We start from the raw sequence: 19,107 nt of genomic DNA on the forward strand, positions 1-19,107 counted from the left end.
CGGGGCGGCAGGTTCAGCGCACGCGCGCGCGGGAGCGGATGACCGAACCGAGTGACGCGCGCAGCGGCTGCCCGAGGTAGATGCCGAGCGATGCCCCCACCGCGAGCGCGATGCCGATGGTCGCCGCACCGGAGAGGGTGCTGAAGCCGGTGAGGAGGGTCGCCGGGCTGTCGCCGGACTCGACGACGCCCAAGAGCCCGCGGAACACCGCGGCGCCGGGGACCATCGGCAGGATCGCGGCGGTCGTGATCGCGACGGAGGGCACGTGCAGCCGGTACGCCGCGAGGATCCCGACGAGACTGCCGACGAACGCGCCCACACCGCTCGCGGCGGCCGTCTCGAAGCCGAGGGAGGCGGCAGCGACGTAGGCGAGCCAGGCGACGACGCTGAGCGCGACGCTCACGACGATGATCCGCAGCCCGGCGCCGTTGAACACGGCCACGGCGAGGGCGATCAACCCCGCACCGAGGAACTGCAGGGGTACGGGACCGAGCGGCAGCGCCTCGGTCGGAGCCTCGAGCCCGAGCCCGATGACGCGTGCCGTCTCGATGCCCGCGAGGATGCCGAGCACGACGCCGAGCGTCTGGGTGACGAGTTCGAGGATGCGCCCCATCGCCGTCAGGGCGAAGCCGTCGATGGCATCCTGCGCCGCTCCTACGACCGTCAGGCCCGCCAGCATCAGGACGATGCCCGAGGCGACGATGACCGAGGGGCGCATCGCCATCGCCGCTTCCCAGCCCGTGGCCCGGAGAAGGGGAGAGGCGGCGGCGACGATGGTGAGGACGAACGCCCCCGCGATCTGGCTGAAGAAGAACGGCACGCGGGCTCTGCCGAGGAGGAACTGCGTCAGGGCGGCCGAGCCCGCCGCGAGGAACGACAGCACGATGACGAGCCAGTTCGCCCCGAACATCACCGCGACCCCGACGGCCAGGAGCGCCTGCGATGCGACGACGACGGGCTGGTGGTACCGGAACGGGGTGCGCCGGATGCCGCGGAAGCGCAGCGCCGCCGCGTCGAGGGGGAGGCCTGCCCGGATCTCGGTGACGAGGGCCTGCAGTCGCTGCAGCCGTGCGTGGTCGGGGGCCGAGCCGCGCACCACCCGCATGAGCGTGATCGGACGGTCCTCGCCGCTGCGGTGGTGCGCCACGGTGATGGAGTTGTAGGTGACGTCGACGTGCACGGGATCCAGGCCGTACACGCCCGCGACCCGCACGATCGTGAGGGTGACCTCGCTCGCCGGTGAGCCGGCGACCAGCATCGTCTCGCCCAGGCGGATCGCCAGGTCCAGCACCCGTACGGCGAAGGCGTCATCGATCACCGGGAGCATCTCCGTGGCCGGGCCGGCCGTGGGATCGGGGGTATGGACGAGCGCGTTCAGCGCCGTGAAGAGCGAACGACGTCCCATGTGCTCCAGCCTAGATCCGCGGTTCGCGGCCCGACGCCGAGGCGGTCGTCACATGGCGCCGCGTGCATGGGACCCTCCGTAAGATGGGGGCGGTGGGCGCGGCATCCGGGCGCCCGTAGCAATCGCGCCGGCACCGGCATCCGGGAGTCCCACATGGCATTGATCGTGCAGAAGTACGGCGGGTCGTCCGTCGCCGACGCGGAGAGCATCAAGCGGGTCGCGAAGCGCATCGTCGACACCCGTCGCGCCGGCCACGACGTCGTCGTCGCGGTGAGCGCGATGGGCGACACGACGGACGAGCTGCTCGATCTCGCGAACGAGGTCGCCCCGATCCCGGCTCCTCGCGAGCTCGACATGCTCCTCAGCTCGGGAGAGCGGATCTCGATGGCGCTCCTGGCGATGGCCATCCACTCGATGGGGTTCGAGGCGCGCTCGTTCACCGGCAGCCAGGCCGGCATGATCACCGACGCCACGCACGGCGCCGCGCGGATCGTCGACGTCACCCCGGTGCGGCTGCGCGAGGCGCTCGACGAGGGCGCCATCGTCATCGTCGCGGGCTTCCAGGGGTTCAACCGCGACACCCGCGACATCACCACCCTCGGTCGCGGCGGTTCCGACACGACCGCCGTCGCGCTCGCTGCGGCCCTGTCGGCCGACGTCTGCGAGATCTACAGCGACGTCGACGGCATCTACACGGCCGACCCCCGCGTCGTCCCCAAGGCCCGCAAGCTCGGCGTCGTCTCGGCCGAGGAGATGCTGGAGCTCGCGGCGAACGGTGCCAAAGTCCTCTACATCCGTGCGGTGGAGTACGCCCGCCGCCACGGCGTCATGATCAACGCCCGGTCGACGTTCAGCTCGGGAACCGGCACATTCGTGCTCGGTCCCGGAATGACCGTGCCCGCGGGCCGAAAGGAAGAAGAGATGGAAGAGCCGATCGTCGCGGGCGTCGCCACCGACCTCAGCCAGGCCAAGATCACCGTCATCGGCGTCCCGGACGTGCCGGGCAAGGCCGCCGAGATCTTCAAGATCGTGGCGAAGTCCGGCGCGAACGTCGACATGATCGTCCAGAACGTGTCGGCCGCCACCACGGGCCGCACCGACATCTCGTTCACGCTGCCCAAGACCGACGCGACGCTCGCGCTCCGCGCCCTCGCGGGTGAGCAGACCGCGGTCGGCTTCGAGAGCCTCGTCCACGACGATCAGATCGGCAAGCTGTCGGTCGTCGGCGCGGGGATGCGGACGCACTCGGGCGTCTCGGCCACGCTCTTCGAGGCGCTGTCCAATGCCGGGGTCAACCTCGAGATGATCTCGACGTCCGAGATCCGCATCTCGGTGGTCGTGCGCGGCGACGAGCTCGCCGAGGCCGCGCGTGTCGTGCACACCGCGTACGGTCTCGACGGCGACACCGAGGCCGTCGTCTACGCCGGCACGGGTCGCTGACCTGAGCCGCGCCCGCGGGCAGGCGCCCGCGAGAACCGAAAGTCATCCCCGATCCGTCACGGAGGAGTCCGCGTGCTGTACATCTCGACCCGAGGCGGCGCTGAGCCGCTGCCGTACTGCGACGCCCTCCTCGAGGGACTCTCCACCGACGGCGGCCTCGCTGTGCCCCAGGAGATGCCCCGTGTCGCGCCCGAGACCCTGGAGCGTTGGCGTGCGCTGACCTACCCGCAGCTGGCCACCGAGGTCCTGGCGCTGTTCGCCACCGACATCGAGCGCGACGACCTCGCCCGCATGACCGAGGCCGCATACGCGCCCTTCCCCGACGCCGTCGTGCCGCTCCGGTCGATCGGCGGCGGGATGACGCTCGTCGGGCTCTCCGAGGGTCCCACGCTGGCCTTCAAGGATCTCGCGATGCAGTTCCTCGGGCAGGTCGTCGAGCACGCGCTCTCGCGCACGGGATCGGTGCTGAACGTCCTCGGCGCCACGTCGGGCGACACCGGCTCGGCCGCGGAGTACGCGCTGCGCGGCAAGGAGCGCATCGCCGTGTTCATGCTGTCGCCGCAGGGCCGGATGAGCCCGTTCCAGCGTGCGCAGATGTTCTCGCTCGATGACGCCAACATCCACAACATCGCGATCGAAGGCGTCTTCGACGACTGCCAGAACCTCGTGAAGGAGCTCGCGGGCGACCTCGAGCTGAAGCGGTCACTGCACCTCGGCGCGGTCAACTCGATCAACCTCGCACGCATCACCGCGCAGGTCGTCTACTACTTCTGGGCGTGGCTGCGCGCGACGGATGCCGAAGCGCACGCCGACGTCTCGGTGACGGTCCCCTCCGGCAACTTCGGCAACATCCTGTCAGGGCTCTACGCCCGCGAGATGGGTCTGCCCATCCGGCAGCTCGTGCTCGCGGCCAACGAGAACAACGTCCTCGACGAGTTCTTCCGCACGGGTGTCTACCGTCCCCGCGCGGCGGCGCAGACGCTGCAGACCTCGAGCCCCTCGATGGACATCTCCAAGGCATCCAACCTCGAGCGCTTCATCTTCGAGCTCGTCGGTCGCGACCCCGAGCGCGTCGTCGCGACGTGGAACGACCTCGAGTCGCAGGGTTTCGCCGACTTCACCGTCGACCTGGCCCGATTCACCGCCGAGTTCGGCATCGTCAGCGGCACCTCCACCCACGCCGACCGTCTCGCCACGATCCGCGCCGTCCACGAGGCGACGGGCGACATCATCGACCCGCACACCGCCGACGGCGTCGCCGTGGCTCGCGAGTACGTCCGGCCCGGTGAGACGATGCTCGTCCTCGAGACGGCCAAGCCCGAGAAGTTCGCCGAGACGATCCGCGAGGCGATCGGGATCGAGCTGACCTACTCCGACGAGCTGCAGGCCATGCTCGACGCGCCGCAGCACGTCGTCGAGCTGCCCGATGACGCCGCGGCGCTGACCGCGTTCATCCGCGAGCGCGCCCTGAGCTGAGGTGCCGTCCGGCGCTGATACATCCGTCGGACCGGTGGTGCTGGTGACGCCCGCACGGCGTCACGAGTGATCGCCGATACCGCGCGTCCGACGGATGTGTCGCGCTCGCGCGCTCGCCGTGCACCGGTGCTCAGTCCGCGGCGCGGGCGGCGACGATCGCGTCCCAGACCGCCCGCGCGACGGTGCTCTTCGGACCCGAGGCCTCGGCGACGACCGCCTCACCGTCTCCGATGACGGCGACGGTGTTCTCGCCCGCGCCGAAGCCGGCATCCCACCCGACCTCGTTCACGACGAGCAGGTCGACGCCCTTGCGTTCGCGCTTGCGTCGGGCGCGTGCGAGGAGGTCCTCGTCCGCGGTCTCGGCGGCGAACCCGACGATCATCTGGCCGTCGCGGCGGGAGGCGGCGAGCCCGGCGAGGATGTCTTCGTTGGGAACGAGGTCGATCGTCGCCAGCGGCCCGTCTTCCTTCCGCAGCTTGTGTTCCGACACTCGCGCAGCGCGATAGTCGGCGACGGCCGCGACCATGATCACGACGTCCGCGGACGCTGCGGCATCCGTCATCGCCTCGCCGAGCTGAGCCGCGGTCTCGACGTGCCGGGTCGTGACGCGCGGATGAGCCGTCACGGTGTCGAGGACCCCGGCGTCGACGGATGCCGCGACGAGGGTCACGGTCGCGCCGCGGCGGGCGGCCTCCGCCGCGATCTCGGCACCCTGGCGGCCGCTGGATCGGTTGCCGAGGAACCGCACCGGGTCGAGCGGCTCGCGGGTGCCCCCGGTCGAGACCACGACGTGCAGACCGTCGAGGTCCGCCGGCGCGGGGGAGGCGAGCTCGAGCGCCGCCGCCACGATGTCTTCCGGCTCCGACATGCGACCCGGGCCGCTATCGCCGCCGGTCAGCGGGCCGTCCGCTGGGCCGACGATCAGCACGCCGCGCTCCCGGAGCGTCGCGACGTTGGCCGTGGTGGCCGGATGCCGCCACATCTCGGTGTGCATGGCGGGGGCCACGGCGACCGGCGCCGTCGTGGCGAGGAGAGTCGTACCCAGCAGATCGGATGCCAGCCCGGCGGCCATCGCCGCGAGTGTGTTGGCCGTCGCCGGTGCGACGATCACCAGGTCGGCGCTCTGCCCCAGGGCGACGTGCCGCACGCGGGCGACGTCGTCGTGCACGGAGGTGGTGACGGGATTGCGGCTGGCGGCCTCCCACGTCGTGAGGCCGATGAAGCGCAGCGAGTCCTGAGTGGGGATGACGTGGACGTCGTGTCCGCGCTGCACGAGAAGCCGCACGAGCTGCACGCTCTTGTAGGCGGCGATGCCTCCGGTGACCCCGACTACGATGAACATGCCCCGATCCTCCCACGGCCCCCGGTCGGGTGCGCGGAGCCGCCGTCGGGCGCCGAGAGCGAGTGATCCCCATGTGCACCGTCGTCATCCAGGTGCCCGCCGATGCGAGCCAGCCGGTCAGGTTGCTGGCCGTCCGCGACGAGGACCCGTCCCGTGCGTGGGACCCCGTGGGTCCGTGGTGGCCCGAGTCTCACCCGGGCGTCGTCGGGGTGCGCGACCGACGCGCCGGGGGAGCGTGGCTGGCTGCCGACGCAGACGCGGGCCGTCTCGCTGTGATCCTCAACCGCGGCGACGTGCTGCCCGAAGACGCACCCGCCCTCTCTCGTGGCGGCATCGTGCTCTCCGCCGTCGCGGGCGAGCCGCCGACGGGCGCGCCGCCCACGCACGGGTTCAACCTCGTCGATCTCTCGTCGGGCGCCGTGCGCGTGTCGATGTGGGATGCCGCCACGCTCCGCACCGTCGATCTGGCTCCGGGCACGCACATGATCGCGCACGACGACGTCGACGATCCGCGGACCGCCCGTATCCGCCGTTGGCTGGGCGACTTCGCCGCCACGGCGCCCGAGCTCGACCGCACGGACGGCCTTCAGCCCTGGCTCGACGTCCTGCAGGACACGACGGCGACACCGCCCACGGACGACGCCGCGATCATCCGCGACAACCGTCCGCACGGGGTGCCGACGCTCTCGCTGCTCGTCTGCACCGCCTCGGTGGGGGCGGGCGGGGTCGATCTCGCCTACGGCGCGCTCGACGTGCCCGGAGAGTGGAACCGCCCCGAGATGGCGTGATTCGGGCGGTCATCGACGGTCACGTGAGTCGGTGCGGCGACGGCGCGCCGATAGAATCGCGGAAACCCGATCCCGCTCCACGCAAGGAACAGCTATGACCCGTATCTCCGATTCCGGACTCTCCGTCGCCGTCGTCGGCGCCACCGGCCAGGTCGGAAAGGTGATGCGCGAGATCCTCGTCGAGCGGAACTTCCCGATCCGCGAGCTGCGCCTGTTCGCGACGGCGCGCTCGGCGGGCACCTCGGTCGAGTTCGCCGGTCACGAGGTCGTCGTCGAAGACGTCGCGACCGCTGATCCCGCGGGCATCGACATCGCCCTCTTCTCGGCGGGCGCCACCGGCTCGCGCGCTCACGCACCGCGCTTCGCCGAGGCGGGCGCCGTCGTCATCGACAACTCCAGCGCATGGCGCATGGACCCGGATGTGCCCCTCGTCGTCAGCGAGGTCAATCCGCACGCCACCGTGAACCCGCCCAAGGGCATCATCGCCAACCCGAACTGCACGACCATGGCGGCGATGCCGGTGCTGAAGGTCCTCGACGCCGAAGCGGGCCTCGAGCGTCTCATCGTCTCGACCTATCAGGCGGTCTCGGGCTCCGGCCTGGCGGGGGCCGAGGAGCTGCTCGGTCAGGTCGAAGGCGTGCTCGCGCAGGGGCACACGCTCGACCTCGTGCACGACGGCTCTGCCGTCGAGTTCCCCCAGCCCGAGAAGTACGTGGCCCCGATCGCATTCGACGTCATCCCGTTCGCGGGCAACCTCGTCGACGACGGCGACAACGAGACCGACGAGGAGAAGAAGCTCCGCAACGAGAGCCGCAAGATCCTCGAGCTGCCCGACCTTCGGGTCGCCGGTACCTGCGTGCGCGTCCCGGTGTTCACGGGTCACTCGCTGTCGATCCACGCGGAGTTCGCGCGCGACATCACGCCGGACCGTGCGCGCGAGATCCTCGCGGCCGCCCCCGGCGTCGCGCTCGAGGAGGTGCCCACGCCGCTGCAGGCTGCGGGCAACGACCCGAGCTACGTCGGCCGCATCCGCGCCGATCAGTCCGCGCCCGAGGGCAAGGGCCTCGTGCTGTTCATCAGCAACGACAACCTGCGCAAGGGCGCCGCGCTCAACGCGGTGCAGATCGCGGAGATCGTCGCCGAACGGCTCTGACGGCGGTCCGGGCGGAATGGTGCCCGCCTCGCCGGGATAGACTGGTGCATCGTGAGTGAAAAGGTCGACGTCGTCCTGATCGGCGGGGGCATCATGAGTGCCACGCTCGGTGTGCTGCTGAAGCAGCTCCAGCCCGATTGGAAGATCGAGGTGCACGAGCGGCTCTCCGATCTGGCGCAGGAGAGCTCGAACCCGTGGAACAACGCGGGCACGGGCCATGCCGCCCTGTGCGAGCTCAACTACACGCCCGAGGCACCCGACGGCTCCGTCGATCCCGGCAAGGCGATCACGATCAACGAGCAGTTCCAGCAGAGCCGGCAGCTCTGGGCGTCGCTCATCGAGCGCGGCATCCTCGACGAGCCCTCGACGTTCATCAACGCGACGCCGCACATGACGTTCGTCCGGGGCGAGAAGGATGTCGCCTTCCTCAAGCGTCGCTACGAGGCGCTCAAAGACCAGCCGCTCTTCGCGGGCATCGAGTACTCCGAAGACTCCCGCGTCATCAACCAGTGGGCGCCCCTGCTCATGCAGGAGCGACGCAAGGGTGAGCCGTTCGCGGCGACGCGGGTGCCGGCCGGCACGGATGTCGACTTCGGGTCGCTCACCCGCCAGCTCTTCTCCCATCTGCAGGAGCAGGGTGTCGAGGTCATCACCGACCGCGAGGTCCGCACCCTCACGCGCCAGAAGGACGGGTCATGGCGGGTGTTCTGGCGCAACCGCCTCGGCCGGACGCCCGGGCACACCGACGCGCGTTTCGTCTTCGTCGGCGCGGGCGGCTGGGCGCTGAAGCTGCTGCAGAAGTCGGGCATCCCCGAGATCAAGGGATACGGCGTCTTCCCGATCGGCGGTCAGTTCCTCAAGACCACGAACCCGGCGGTCGTGTCGCAGCACAAGGCCAAGGTCTACTCGCAGGCCTCCGTCGGTGCCCCGCCGATGTCGGTTCCCCACCTCGACACGCGCGTCGTCGACGGCGAGGCGTCGCTGCTGTTCGGACCCTTCGCGACATTCAGCCCGAAGTTCCTCAAGAACGGGCGCATCACCGACATCGTGGCGCAGGTGCGCCCCCACAACCTGATGCCGATGCTGAAGGTCGCTGTCGACAACCCGAGCCTCATCTCGTACCTCGTCGGTGAACTGCTGAAGAACCACAGCAAGAAGGTCGAGTCGCTGCGCGTCTTCATGCCCACGGCCAAGGATGAGGACTGGGAGCTCATCCAGGCCGGTCAGCGCGCGCAGGTGATGAAGAAGGACCCGAAGAAGGGCGGCGTGCTCCAGTTCGGCACCGAGGTCGTCACGTCTTCCGACGGGTCGATCGCGGGACTGCTCGGAGCCTCGCCGGGCGCCTCGACGGCGGCATCCATCATGCTCGGGCTGCTCAAGAACTGCTTCCCCGACCGGATCGCGGGCTGGGAGCCCGAGCTGAAGAAGCTCATCCCCAGCTACGGTCAGCCGCTCAACCCGCGCGCCGACGCTGCTCGGGAATCTATCGAGGCGACCGCCGCAGCGCTCTCCATCACTGCCTGACAGGTATGGCCAAGCTCTACTTCCGCTACGGGGCGATGAACTCCGGCAAGTCGACGGCCCTGTTGCAGGCCGCCTACAACTACGAGGAGCGCGGCCAGCACGTGCTGCTCGCGAAGCCCGAGATCGACACCAAGGGGGCCGGACAGATCGCGAGCCGCCTCGGCGTGGAGCGTGACGTCGACTTCCTCCTCGGCGCCGGCGACGACCTGCGGGCCGTGTTCGCCGCGCACCGGGAACGGGTGCGAGCGGACACCGGGTCGGATGTCGCGTGTATGCTGATCGACGAGGCGCAGTTCCTGACGTCGGCACAGGTCGATGATCTGCTGCGGACCGCGGTCGAGGAGGACGTGCCGGTGCTCGCCTACGGCATCCGCACCGACTTCCAAACGCGCGCATTCCCCGGCTCGGCGCGCCTCATGGAGCTCGCGCACAGCCTCGAGGAGCTGAAGACGATCTGTCGCTGCGGCCGCAAGGCCCTCTTCAACGCGCGCCTCGTCGGCGGACGCTTCGTGTTCGAGGGCGACCAGGTCGCGATCGACGAGCTCGCCCTCGACCGTGTGACGTACGAGTCGATGTGCGCCGAGTGCTACCTGCGCGAATCGGGCGGCCGACTGGCCTGATACGTTTCACGACGCGCCCGCTTCGCGCTTTGCGCGGTCTGACCACAAGATGTATGGTGGTCCGGCCACGAAGGAGAGGGGCGTCATGGCTGACGGAACCCCGGCGCGCGCCTGGCGCGTCGTACTGGAGAAGATCGAGTCCGATCTTCTCGCCGGCAAGCTCGGTCCCGGCGACCGGCTGCCGTCCGAGCGCGACCTGGTCGCGCAGCTCGGTGTCGGACGATCCAGCGTGCGTGAGGCGCTGCGTGTGCTCGAGGTCATGGGCCTCATCCGCACGGCGACGGGTTCCGGTCCGAACGCCGGCGCGATCGTCGTCGCCCGGCCCACGGGCGGCATGCAGGCCCTGCTGCGGTTGCAGGTCGCCGCTCAGGGCTTCGCGATCTCCGACGTGGTGAACACGCGACTGCTGCTCGAGGAGTGGGTCGCGGGTGAGCTCGCGAGTTCGCCCGACACCGAGCTCGCTCCTGCGCGTGAAGCGCTCACCGCGATGGATGCCCCCGACCTGAGCCCTGCCGACTTCCTCGCCCTCGACGCGCAGTTCCACGTCGCTCTCGCCGAGGCGTCGGGTAACGACGTCGTGGCCGCGATGATGGCGGGGCTCCGCTCGTCGATCGAGGACTACGTCCTCGAAGGCGCCGGGCGCATCCCGGACTGGGGGAGCGCGGTGGACCGGTTGCGCGACGAGCACTACGCGATCGTCGCGGCGATCGACGAGCAGCGCGTCGCGGATGCCCGCACCGCCGTCCACGACCACATCACGGGGTACTACGCGTCCGCCAACCCCGTTCGCCCCGAAACCACCTGAATCCACCCGGCCCGATACCTTCGGCCAGCGGCCGGAACAGAGGAGAGACATGGTCACCCGACAGTTGCCCAAGATCCCCGAGCTGCTCGAACTGATGCAGTTCAAAGCACCGGACCTCAACGGTCGTCGTCGACGGCTCACGTCCGCGCTGACGATCGATGATCTGCGGACCATCGCCAAGCGTCGAACGCCCAAGGCGGCCTTCGACTACACCGACGGTGCGGCCGAGGGCGAGATCTCGCTCGAGCGCGCCCGGCAGGCCTTCCAGGACATCGAGTTCCACCCCGACATCCTGCGTCCGGCGGAATCGGTCGACATGTCCACCGAGATCCTCGGCGGCCGCTCGGCGCTGCCGTTCGGCATCGCCCCGACCGGCTTCACGCGTCTGATGCAGACCGAGGGCGAGAGCGCGGGCGCCTCCGCGGCCGGCGCCGCCGGCATCCCCTTCACCCTCTCGACCCTCGGTACGACTTCGATCGAGGGTGTGCGCGCGGCCAACCCGCACGGACGCAACTGGTTCCAGCTCTACGTCATGCGCGATCGCGAGATCTCGTACGGCCTGGTCGAGCGCGCGGCACGGGCGGGCTTCGACACGCTCATGTTCACCGTCGACACGCCCGTCGCCGGTGCGCGCCTGCGCGACAAGCGGAACGGGTTCTCCATCCCGCCGGCCCTGACCGTCGGAACCATCGTCAACGCCATCCCGCGCCCCTGGTGGTGGATCGATTTCCTCACGACGCCCAAGCTCGAGTTCGCGTCGCTCACGACGACCGGCGGAACCGTGGGCGAGCTCCTGAACGCTGCCATGGACCCGACGATCAGCTACGACGACCTCGAGGTGATCCGTGGCCTGTGGCCGGGCAAGATCGTCATCAAGGGCGTGCAGAACGTCGAGGACTCCAAGCGCTTGATCGACCTGGGCGTCGACGGCATCATCCTCTCTAACCACGGCGGACGCCAGCTCGACCGCGCGCCCGTGCCGTTCCACCTGCTGCCGCAGGTCGTGCGCGAGGTCGGCAAGGACGCGACGGTCATGGTCGACACCGGCATCATGAACGGCGCGGACATCGTCGCCTCGATCGCCCTCGGAGCGAAGTTCACCCTGATCGGCCGCGCCTACCTGTACGGCCTCATGGCGGGCGGGCGCCAGGGCGTCGACCGCACCATCGCGATTCTCCGCAGCGAGATCGAGCGCACCATGCAGCTGCTGGGCGTCTCGAGCCTCGACGAGCTCGAGCCGCGTCACGTCACGCAGCTGCAGCGGCTCGTGCCGGTCGCAGTCTCGGCGCCGCGCCGCGCCGTGTCGCGCGCCAAGACCCCGTCTCAAGCCTGACGGCCGGACGAGAACGTCGGGCCCCGGGTCGGCAGCCGAATGGCTGCTCGGCCCGGGGCCCGAATCCGTGTGCCGCGGTGTGCCGCGGCGAACGTCAGAGCAGGGGGTCAGCGCAGGGGGAGCGTGGGGATCAGCTCGTCGAGGAACTCCGCGGTGTCCTGCCAGCCCTCGACGGCCTGGCAGGGCACGCCCATGGCCAGCACGGGGTAGTCGTTGCCGTTCTCGTCGAGTCGGTCGCCGACGAACAGCATGTCGTCCTGGGGGATGCCGGTCTGCTCGACGAGCCGGGTCATCCCGTAGGCCTTGTCGATGCCGCGCTCGGTGATGTCGACCGACGTGGAACCGCCCGCCCGCACCTCGAGATCGGGGATGCGGTCGGCGACGGCGGCGCGCAGCGCGTTCTTCTTCTCGCCGGTCGGGTCCCACGCCATCTTTGCGTCGACGGGAGCCTGCTGGCCCAGGGCCGAGAACGTGATCTGCGAGCCGCGGTCCTCGAGGATCGGGCCCCAGGTCTCGCTCTCCCACAGGCCGAGCCGGCGCGCCTCCTCCTCGACGGCTGCGAGCGCGCGCGACTTCTGGTCCTCCGTCAGCGACCGGGCGTAGACCGTCTCGATCCCTGCGGACGACAGGCGGTAGTACTGCGTGCCGCACGTCGGCATGAGGTGGAAGTGCGACAGCAGTGCGGCATCCGTCTCGGGCAGCTGGTCGACGACCTGCGCGGTGAACTGCGCCAGCTGACCGCCCGAGATGATCGCGACCTCGACGCGGGCTGCCAGATCGAGCAGCTGGCGCCCGATGCGGGGATCGATGGCGCTCTTGGAGGGAGCGAGGGTGTCGTCGAGGTCGAAAGCGACCAGGCGGGGGATAGGCATCCGTGCTCCGTTCTCCGGTGGCATGAAAGAGGCCCCGCCTCGCGGCGGAGCCTCTCTGCTGTCGGGGTGACAGGATTTGAACCTGCGGCCTCGTCGTCCCGAACGACGCGCGCTACCAAGCTGCGCCACACCCCGTGGCAACCCTCCAAGCTTACCCCGATCTCGGCCGGAAGACGAATCGGCTCAGGTCTGCGGACGCAGCACCAGGACGGATGCCTCCGGACGGCAACCGAACCGTACGGGGGCGTAGATCGAGTGCCCGAGCCCGGCGCTGACGTTGAGCGGCACGGCGTCGGGGCCCCAGGTGCTGAGCCCGCGTGCCTGGTCCAGCGGGATGTCGCAGTTGGCGACGAGCGCGCGTGAGGCGAACGGGATTCGGACCTGCCCGCCGTGGGTGTGCCCGCCGAAGATCATGTCGGCCCCGAGATCGACGAAGCGGTCGAGCACACGCCGGTAGGGGGCGTGGGTCACCCCGAGGGTGAGGTCGGCGCGCTTGCGGCCTTCGAGGGCCGCCAGGGCGCCGGGAAGAGCGTCGAGGTCGTCCCAGTCGCGGTGAGCGTCATCGACGCCCATGCCGTCGATGCGCAGGCCGCCGACGCGCACGGTGGCGGCGGCGTTGTCGAGCTCCGACCAGCCGAGGTCGGCGGCGAAGAACGAATCCATGGCGTCGGTGTCGAGCTCGGCGACAGCCTTGGGGTGGCGCGACGGACCGGTGAAGTAGCGCAGCGGATTGCGCCCGCTCGGTTCGTAGACGTCGTTCGAGCCGTGGACGAAGAAGCCGGGGACGCCCCGCAGCGGAGCGAAGGCACGGTGGATGCCGTCGAGTCCGCGCGCGTGACCGAGGTTGTCGCCGGTGTTGATGACCAGATCGGGCTGGACGTCTTCGGCGAGGTCGGCGATCCACTGCTGCTTGCGGTGTTGCCAGGGGGCCATATGGGCGTCCGACAGGTGCAGCACCGTGATGCTGGGGCTGCCGGCCGGCAGGACGCGGAGCTCGTGGCGTCGAGCGGTGAACAGGTATCGCTCGATGCCGACCCCCCAGACGACCGCACCGCCGGCGCCCAGGGCGCCGGCGGTGGCGATCGTGGAGAGCGTCCGGCGGACGCCCGCCATCAGCAGTCCTTCGCGGTGTACTGGACGGTGATCTGGGTTCCGCGTCCGACCGATTCGCCGGATGCCGGGTCGGTGCCCGTCACGGTCGGCTGGTCGGAGCCCTCATCCTCGGTGCACGAGGTCTGGACGCTCGTGAACCCGGCCGCCCGCAGTTGCCGTTCGGCCTCCTCGGGGTTGCCGGTGACCTCGGGCACGGTCGCTCCCTGACCGTTGCTCGGCGTGATCGTGACGGTCGCGCCCGCGGCGACGCGGCCGGCGCCCGGATCCTGCGACACGATCCGGCCCTCGGGCTCGGTCGAGTCCGTCGCATCCGCGACGTTCACGGTGAAGCCGGCTGCTTCGAGCGTGCCGCGTGCGTCGTCCACGGTCCGGCCGACGACGTTGGGCAACTCGGTGAGGGTGTTCTTCGAGAGGTTCTGGTCGGGGCCGGGGAATCGGTCGCCGCCGTACTTGTCGTTGGCGGCGCCCTGCATCTTGGGCCAGATGGCGTTTCGGATCTGGTCGAGGCGCCAGCCGTTCACGCGGTAGTCGTTCAGCTTGACGAAACCGTCGACGTTCCCGACCCAGACCACGGTGGCCACCTTGGTGCTGGCGCCGTCCATCCAGGTGTGCTCGTACTCGTGGATACCGGTCTTGCCGAACACCGGCACGCCGTCGTAGATGCGCGCGCCCTGGCCGGTGGCGTTCATGACGCCTTCCAGCGCGTAGGCCGTGGTGTTCGCGACGGAGGCGGAGATCGCCTGGCTGCAGCTGTGCTGCAGCTGCAGCTCCTCGCCGGCGGAGTTGACCGCGCGGTCGATCGCCTTCGCCTGGCAGAGCGTGCCCTGTCCGGCGATGGCCGCGTACGCCTGCGCCATGTCGAGGGGCGCCACAGCGGCGTCGCCCAGCACATTGTAGGGCTGGTTGGGTGCGAGGTTGGAGCCCTCGGGAACCTGGTCGAGCGGCGACCCGTCACCGCGCGTGACGCCGAGCTTCATCGCGACCTGGTTGGTGGAGCAGATCGAGATGCGCTCGGCCATGGCGAGGAAGCCGGAGTTGAGGGAATCTTCCGTGAACTTGCGGATCGTGCCCGAGTACCCCGGGTTCGCCTGGAAGTTCCCGACCGATCCGGCACGCTGGTCATTGGCAGCACGCACCTGCATCGTGTTCCCATCGCAGGTCTGAACGCGCTTCGTGCCGACGCGGCCGTTGATGACCTCGTTGACGGAGTGGCCCTGCTCGAGCCAGTTCACGACACTGAAGACCTTATAGGTCGAGCCCGCGGGGTGGCCGATGCCGCCGCCGTCAGCCTCGCGGACGTTGTAGTTCACGGCGGTTGTCGCGCCGTCTTCCGAACCGTTCGGGCTGAACGGACGGTTCTGAACCATCGAGAGCACGCGCCCGGTACCGACCTCCACCTGAACGGCCGACGAACCGAGATTGAGTCGGCTGTCGGTCGGGGGAACGACGGACATGGCCTCAGACGCAGCGTTCTGCAGGTCCGGGTCGATCGTCGTGTAGATCTTCATCCCGCCGCGTCGGAGATTCTGCTGACGCTCCTCGATCGTCTCGCCGAATGCGGGATCGGTGAGGACGACGCTCGTGACGTACTGGCAGAAGAATTCCACGCCGGTGGCGAGCTGACACCCCTGCGGGCGCACCTGGATGTTCGGGGTGATGGGCTCGGCGACGGCGGCATCCCGCTCTTCCTGGGTGATCTTGCCGTCGGAGAGCATGCGGTTGAGCACGTAGACCTGGCGGTCCTTCGTCAGCGCGTAGCCGTTCGCCACGCCGTTGGACTCGCTGTCGGGGCGGTCGAGTCGGTAGGTGTTCGGTTCCTGCACCATGCCGGCGATCGCGGCCGCCTGGCCGATCGACAGCTGCGAGGCGGGCACGCCGAAGTAGTACTGCGAGGCGGCGCCGATGCCGTAGACCGTGCCGCCGAAGTGGGCGATGTTGAGGTAGCCGAGCAGGATCTCGTTCTTCGGATACCGCTTCTCGAGCTGGATCGCGTACCGCATCTCCTGCAGCTTGCGCTCGATGCCGTCGGTGCCGGAGGCGACCGTCGTCGAGCGGAAGCACGCCTCGACCTCGTCCTGCGACTTGGCTTCCTTCTCGCACGCCTGCTGCAGCACGTTCTTGACGTACTGCTGGGTGATCGACGAGCCACCGCGGGTGTCGCTGCCGCGGATGTTGCCGAGCACGGCACTCGCGGTGCCGACGAGGTCGACACCGCCGTGGGTGTAGTAGTTCTTGTCCTCGCTCGACGTGATCGCGTCGAACATGACGGGGGAGACTTCCTCCCACGTCACGGGGATGCGGTTCTGATCGTAGAACTGCGTCATGAGCACGTCGTTGCCGTCGGAATCCTTGCGGTAGAACTCCGTCGGCAGCATGAGCTCGTCGACTTCGAGATAGCTCGGCATGTTGTCGAAGACGTCGATCGCGCTGCTCGCCGCGTAACCCGACACCGCGATGGCGGGGGTCACGGCCGCCGTGACGAGGATCCCGGCCACCGCGCTCAGGCCGACCAGGCCGGCGAGACCGCCGAGCACACCGGTGGCCGTGCGTTTCTTGTGAGGCATAGGGTGATCGTAAGCGAGATACCTGGGCATCCGCCTCAGGACCACCCCTTGCGCGCCCGCTCCGCGCATGCCAGCGCGCGAGCGACAGCCACAGATCGGAGCCCCGATGACGACGTGGGAGTACCTCACCACGCCCCTGCTGATCCACAACACCGCAGCGATCCTCAACAACTGGGGCAAGCAGGGCTGGGAGCTCGTGCAGGTCGTGCCCGGCCCCGAGGGCGGGCTCGTCGCATACTTCAAGCGCCCCGTCGGCGGGGGAGCGGCCAACGCCGGTCTCGGCGCCGCCCACCAGGCGGCCCAGCAGTTCGACGGGACGGGCGCATGAGCGTCTCGGCACGCCTGGCCGAACTCGGCATCCAGCTTCCGCCCGTCGTCCCGCCGGTGGCGGCCTACATCCCCGCGACGGCCCACGACGGTCTCGTCTACACGTCGGGGCAGCTGCCCATGATCGACGGCGCGCTGCCGGCGACCGGCAAGGTCGGCGACGGCGAAGGGCTCGTCGCGGCCGACGCCGCGAAGCAGCTGGCGCGTCAGTGCGCCCTCAACGCCATCGCCGCCGCGGCGGATGTGGCCGGTGGCGTCGACAACCTCGCACGGGTCGTGAAGGTCACCGGGTTCGTGGCATCCGTCCCCGCGTTCACCGGTCAGCCGGGTGTCATCAACGGCGCGAGCGAAGTGCTGGGCGAGATCTTCGGAGACGCCGGGCGTCACGCACGGTCCGCCGTCGGTGTGCCGGTGCTGCCGCTCGACTCGCCCGTCGAGGTCGAGGTCGTCTTCGCCCTCGCTTGATCCGCGGCTGCTCCGCCCACCGCGAACCATGGCCCGGACATCGCCCGCGAGGGCGCCCGCGGCCCTACGCTCTGGTGTGGACCACGCGGAAGGGCGGTAGGGATGCAGGGACTCGAGGTCACGGTTCTGCTGGGCATCGCCCTTCTGATCGGAACCGTTCTGGCGCCGCGCCTGCGCGTCGCCACGCCGCTCGTTCTGCTCGTGATCGGACTGCTGCTGGGCTTCGTGCCCGAGCTGCGCGAGATCGAGCTGCCTCCCGAGACGGTGCTGCTGCTGTTCCTGCCGGTTCTGCTGTTCCGTGAGGCCTGGACGACCTCGCTGCGGTCGGTACGCCGGTCGCTGCGCTACATCGTGCCCATGAGCACGCTCCTGGTCGTCGCATCGGCCTTCGCCGTCGCCGGCGTCGCGACGTGGCTGGGTGTGCCGTGGGAGGCCGCGCTCGTGCTCGGGGCCGCGGTCGCGCCGCCCGACGCGACCGCCGTGGCCGCCCTCGGCCGCTTGCTGCCGCCCCGCACGTTCATGAAGCTCAAAGCGGAGAGCCTCACCAACGACGGAACCGCGCTCGTGCTGTACGCCATCGCGGTGTCATTGCTTCTCGGCGACCACGTCAGCGCCCTCTCGATCACCGGGATGGTGCTGCTGTCGTACCTCGGCGGCGCGGCCGCGGGCATCGCCGTCGCCGCCCTCGCCTTCCTGGCTCTGCGGCGGATGCAGTCGACGCTGACGATCAACCTGACGCTGCTGCTCGTCCCGTTCGCCGCTTTCCTGGTCGCCGAACTCATCGAGGCATCCGGCGTGCTCGCGGTCGTCTTCGCCGGGCTCATCGTCGCCTGGGTGTCGCCGCGCATCACGACCGCCATGTCGCGCCGCGCGGCGGATGCGACCTGGCCGTTCGGGGTGTACCTGCTCAACGGCGCGCTGTTCGTGCTCATCGGCCTCGAGGTGCAGCTGATCCTGCACGAGATCTCCCCGTCCGAGGTCGGCATCCTGCTTCTGATCACCCTGGCGGCGTGGGTCGCTCTTTTCGTCGTGCGGTACCTCTTCCAGTGGCTGTTCTCGCCCTTCTCGCGTCCGGCGGCCGGATCCAGCAGGTCGCTGCGCCATCGTTCGCGCGTCGTCAGCACCGTGTCGGGGTTCCGCGGCGCGGTCTCGCTGGCGATCGCCCTGTCGGTGCCGATCACGACGGCCGCGGGCGAGCCGGTCGAGGGGCGCGAATCGATCGTCTTCGTCACGGCGGGCGTCATCGTGCTGACCCTGCTCGTGCAGGGACCTCTCCTGCCCGCCGTCATCCGCTGGGCGAAACTGCCCGCCGACGACGCGGAGATCGAGGAGTACGAGCTCGCTCAGCGGGCGATCTCGGGAGCCGCCCTCGCCGCGCTCGACGACCTCGCGGCCGAGCACGGTGTGAGCGATCGCGTGCGCGACCGGGCGCGCGACGAGGGGTACGAGCGACTCGAGCTCGCGAATGCACGGGCTGTCGCGCGGCTGCGGGCGGCGGAGGAGCGCGCGCCCGACCCGGACACCGACGACGAGCCGACGGACGAGGATGCCTCGCGCATGGGGCCCGTGCCGCCGGGGGCGTCGGATGGGGACGGGCGTCGGAGCGCTCCGCAGCTGGAGATGCTCGCGGTGAGCGACGACATCGACCTCACGCAGCGCTCGCCGCTCATCCGCCATCGGGAGGCGACGCGGCTGCGCCTAGCGGTGCTCGACCGCAAGCGCGAGGTGCTGCTGCGGCTGCGGCGCGACGGCACCATCGACGACCTCGTGGCGCGCCGCATCCTCGCCGACCTCGACATCGAGGAGATCCGGGCCCGCGGGCTCGACCGCGAGGCCGACTGACGCGTCGCGGTTCCCGCCCGGCGGTCGGCGCATCGCGC

General features: G+C 70.0%; 16 protein-coding genes and 1 tRNA gene. 11 read left to right on the forward strand and 6 right to left on the reverse strand.

From position 1 onward, the window contains the following. Positions 1–13: 13 nt before the first annotated feature. Positions 14–1,405 carry a threonine/serine exporter family protein gene (locus ACPYN5_RS02700; protein WP_424447436.1) on the reverse strand — a complete coding sequence of 464 codons (1,392 nt, stop codon included), beginning with the start codon at positions 1,403–1,405 and terminating at the stop codon, positions 14–16. A gap of 153 nt (positions 1,406–1,558) precedes the next feature. Between ACPYN5_RS02700 and ACPYN5_RS02705 the strand changes: the two genes are divergently transcribed. Both ACPYN5_RS02705 and thrC read left to right on the forward strand, forming a co-directional pair. Continuing rightward, positions 1,559–2,845, forward strand: a complete 1,287-nt coding sequence (locus ACPYN5_RS02705; RefSeq protein WP_424447437.1) for an aspartate kinase — start codon at positions 1,559–1,561, stop codon at positions 2,843–2,845. A 72-nt stretch (positions 2,846–2,917) separates the two neighbouring features. Next, positions 2,918–4,321 (forward strand): threonine synthase, encoded by a 1,404-nt coding sequence (gene thrC / locus ACPYN5_RS02710; protein WP_424447438.1) that lies wholly within the window; start codon positions 2,918–2,920, stop codon positions 4,319–4,321. A gap of 130 nt (positions 4,322–4,451) precedes the next feature. Here thrC and coaBC read toward each other — a convergent pair whose 3' ends face one another. Then, positions 4,452–5,663: a bifunctional phosphopantothenoylcysteine decarboxylase/phosphopantothenate--cysteine ligase CoaBC gene (coaBC, locus tag ACPYN5_RS02715; protein WP_424447439.1), complete on the reverse strand. Its 1,212-nt coding sequence runs from the start codon at positions 5,661–5,663 to the stop codon at positions 4,452–4,454. Between the two features lie 71 nt (positions 5,664–5,734). Between coaBC and ACPYN5_RS02720 the strand changes: the two genes are divergently transcribed. From ACPYN5_RS02720 to ACPYN5_RS02745, 6 genes are all read left to right on the forward strand, one after another. Then, positions 5,735–6,451 (forward strand): NRDE family protein, encoded by a 717-nt coding sequence (locus ACPYN5_RS02720; protein ID WP_424447440.1) that lies wholly within the window; start codon positions 5,735–5,737, stop codon positions 6,449–6,451. Between the two features lie 94 nt (positions 6,452–6,545). After that, positions 6,546–7,604 carry an aspartate-semialdehyde dehydrogenase gene (locus tag ACPYN5_RS02725; protein ID WP_424447441.1) on the forward strand — a complete coding sequence of 353 codons (1,059 nt, stop codon included), beginning with the start codon at positions 6,546–6,548 and terminating at the stop codon, positions 7,602–7,604. A 51-nt stretch (positions 7,605–7,655) separates the two neighbouring features. Beyond that, entirely contained in the window at positions 7,656–9,128 is a 1,473-nt protein-coding gene (locus ACPYN5_RS02730) for a malate:quinone oxidoreductase (protein WP_424447442.1), read from the forward strand. A 5-nt stretch (positions 9,129–9,133) separates the two neighbouring features. Next, positions 9,134–9,748 carry a thymidine kinase gene (locus ACPYN5_RS02735; RefSeq protein WP_424447443.1) on the forward strand — a complete coding sequence of 205 codons (615 nt, stop codon included), beginning with the start codon at positions 9,134–9,136 and terminating at the stop codon, positions 9,746–9,748. A gap of 85 nt (positions 9,749–9,833) precedes the next feature. Further along, positions 9,834–10,553, forward strand: a complete 720-nt coding sequence (locus ACPYN5_RS02740) for a FadR/GntR family transcriptional regulator (RefSeq protein ID WP_424447444.1) — start codon at positions 9,834–9,836, stop codon at positions 10,551–10,553. Positions 10,554–10,602: 49 nt separating this feature from the next. Beyond that, positions 10,603–11,886 (forward strand): alpha-hydroxy acid oxidase, encoded by a 1,284-nt coding sequence (locus tag ACPYN5_RS02745; RefSeq protein WP_424447445.1) that lies wholly within the window; start codon positions 10,603–10,605, stop codon positions 11,884–11,886. A 107-nt stretch (positions 11,887–11,993) separates the two neighbouring features. Here ACPYN5_RS02745 and ACPYN5_RS02750 read toward each other — a convergent pair whose 3' ends face one another. The 4 genes from ACPYN5_RS02750 to ACPYN5_RS02765 all read right to left on the reverse strand — a co-directional run bounded on the left by ACPYN5_RS02750 (position 11,994) and on the right by ACPYN5_RS02765 (position 16,435). Further along, positions 11,994–12,758, reverse strand: coding sequence for an HAD-IIB family hydrolase (locus tag ACPYN5_RS02750; protein WP_424447446.1), 765 nt, complete (start codon positions 12,756–12,758; stop codon positions 11,994–11,996). A 61-nt stretch (positions 12,759–12,819) separates the two neighbouring features. Next, positions 12,820–12,893, reverse strand: a tRNA-Pro gene (locus tag ACPYN5_RS02755). Positions 12,894–12,941: 48 nt separating this feature from the next. Then, positions 12,942–13,871 (reverse strand): metallophosphoesterase, encoded by a 930-nt coding sequence (locus tag ACPYN5_RS02760; RefSeq protein WP_424447447.1) that lies wholly within the window; start codon positions 13,869–13,871, stop codon positions 12,942–12,944. After that, entirely contained in the window at positions 13,871–16,435 is a 2,565-nt protein-coding gene (locus ACPYN5_RS02765; protein WP_424447448.1) for a transglycosylase domain-containing protein, read from the reverse strand. Before ACPYN5_RS02765 ends, ACPYN5_RS02760 begins: the two co-directional genes overlap by 1 nt. Positions 16,436–16,541: 106 nt before the next feature. Between ACPYN5_RS02765 and sp36 the strand changes: the two genes are divergently transcribed. From sp36 to ACPYN5_RS02780, 3 genes are all read left to right on the forward strand, one after another. Continuing rightward, positions 16,542–16,763, forward strand: coding sequence for a Sp36 family protein (gene sp36 / locus ACPYN5_RS02770; protein WP_424447449.1), 222 nt, complete (start codon positions 16,542–16,544; stop codon positions 16,761–16,763). Further along, positions 16,760–17,227 (forward strand): RidA family protein, encoded by a 468-nt coding sequence (locus ACPYN5_RS02775; protein ID WP_424447450.1) that lies wholly within the window; start codon positions 16,760–16,762, stop codon positions 17,225–17,227. Before sp36 ends, ACPYN5_RS02775 begins: the two co-directional genes overlap by 4 nt. A gap of 102 nt (positions 17,228–17,329) precedes the next feature. Further along, positions 17,330–19,069: a Na+/H+ antiporter gene (locus ACPYN5_RS02780; RefSeq protein WP_424447451.1), complete on the forward strand. Its 1,740-nt coding sequence runs from the start codon at positions 17,330–17,332 to the stop codon at positions 19,067–19,069. Positions 19,070–19,107: the final 38 nt, after the last annotated feature.

Source organism: Microbacterium arborescens, from assembly GCF_049707515.1.
Lineage (GTDB): Bacteria > Actinomycetota > Actinomycetes > Actinomycetales > Microbacteriaceae > Microbacterium > Microbacterium arborescens_B.